This window comes from Mesorhizobium sp. B2-1-3 (assembly GCF_006442495.1).
Taxonomy (GTDB): Bacteria; Pseudomonadota; Alphaproteobacteria; order Rhizobiales; family Rhizobiaceae; genus Mesorhizobium.
Window position 1 is genome coordinate 1 of the sequence record NZ_VFWL01000040.1, and the last position, 1,475, is coordinate 1,475.

General features: G+C 66.1%; 2 protein-coding genes. Both read right to left on the minus strand.

Going from position 1 to position 1,475, the window contains the following annotated elements; translation table 11 throughout:
• Nucleotides 1–48: 48 nt before the first annotated feature.
• Nucleotides 49–474 carry an NAD(P) transhydrogenase subunit alpha gene (locus FJ973_RS30705; RefSeq protein WP_140512858.1) on the minus strand — a complete coding sequence of 142 codons (426 nt, stop codon included), beginning with the start codon at nucleotides 472–474 and terminating at the stop codon, nucleotides 49–51.
• On the minus strand, nucleotides 474–1,475 hold a 1,002-nt coding region (locus tag FJ973_RS30710), incomplete at its 5' end, for an NAD(P) transhydrogenase subunit alpha (protein ID WP_140558917.1). The genes FJ973_RS30710 and FJ973_RS30705, both read right to left, overlap by 1 nt.

Here is a 1,475-nt window from a genome sequence, read left to right on the forward strand (position 1 = left end):
AGAATGCCGGAGACCAGATAGAGGAAGGAGGCGAGATTGACGGTCACGTCACTTGTCCTTCTTCTTGTACATTGCCAGCATGCGCTGGGTGACGAGGAAGCCGCCGAAGATGTTGACCGACACCAGCATCAGCGCGACGAAGCCGAAGCCCGCGGCGACGCCGGAGGCGGCGATGCCGACGGCAAGCAGCGCGCCGACGACGATGACCGAGGAGATGGCGTTGGTGACGGCCATCAGCGGCGTGTGCAGCGCAGGCGTCACCGACCAGACGACGTAATAGCCGACGAAGATCGCCAGCACGAAGATGGCCAGGCGGAAGACGAAGGGATCGATGGCGCCGCCCGACAGCGCGTGCGCGGCGTCGCCGGCCGCCTCAGCGCCTCCGGGAGCATTTGCCAGGTTCTGCACCGCCAGCCGGACGGCGGCACTTGCCTGGTCGAGCTGGTCGAGGGCTTTCTGCAAGGTCTGGTCCATCACGCGGTCCCTTTCGGCTTGGGCGAGGGCTTGGATGCGGCAGCTTTCCTGGGCGCGGCTTTCTTGGGCGCCGAAGCATCAGCGACCATTGTGCTGGCCGGGATCGCCGGCGGTTCGATATATTGGCCCTTTGGCGGCTGCTGGTCGGCCTTGGCGAAGGCCGGATGGACGATCTTGCCGCCGTCGGTCAGCATGGTCGCCTTGACCAGGTCGTCATCGCGGTTGATGGCAAGCGTCTTCGTCGCCTTGTCGACCAGGGTCTCGAGGAAAGCAAAAAGGTTCCTGGCGTAGAGCAGCGAAGCGGAGGCCGCGACGCGGCCCGGCACGTTGAGATGGCCGACGATCTTGACGCCGTTGGCCGTCGTCACGACCTTGCCAGGCACAGCGCCCTCGACATTGCCGCCGCGCTCCACAGCAAGATCGACGATCACCGAACCAGGCTTCATCGAGGCGACCATGTCAGCCGACACCAGCCTCGGCGCCGGGCGGCCGGGGATCAGCGCCGTGGTGATGACGATGTCCTGCTTGGCGATGTGCTCGGCGGTCAGCGCCGCCTGCTTGGCCTGGTATTCCCTGGACATCTCCTTGGCGTAGCCGCCGGCGGTCTCGGCCGCCTTGAACTCTTCGTCCTCGATGGCGAGGAACTTTGCGCCAAGCGAGGCGACCTGTTCCTTGGCGGCGGGGCGAACATCGGTCGCGGTGACGACTGCGCCGAGCCGGCGCGCTGTGGCGATCGCCTGCAGGCCGGCAACGCCGACGCCCATGATGAACACCTTGGCGGCAGGAACAGTGCCGGCCGCCGTCATCATCATCGGCAGCGCCCGGTCATATTCGGCTGCGCCGTCGATCACCGCCTGGTAGCCGGCAAGGTTAGCCTGCGAGGACAAGACGTCCATCGACTGGGCGCGCGTGATGCGCGGCATGAATTCCATCGCAAAGGCGGTCACCCCGGCCTTGGCCAGCGCCGCGACGGCGGCGTCATTGCCATACGGATCCATGAT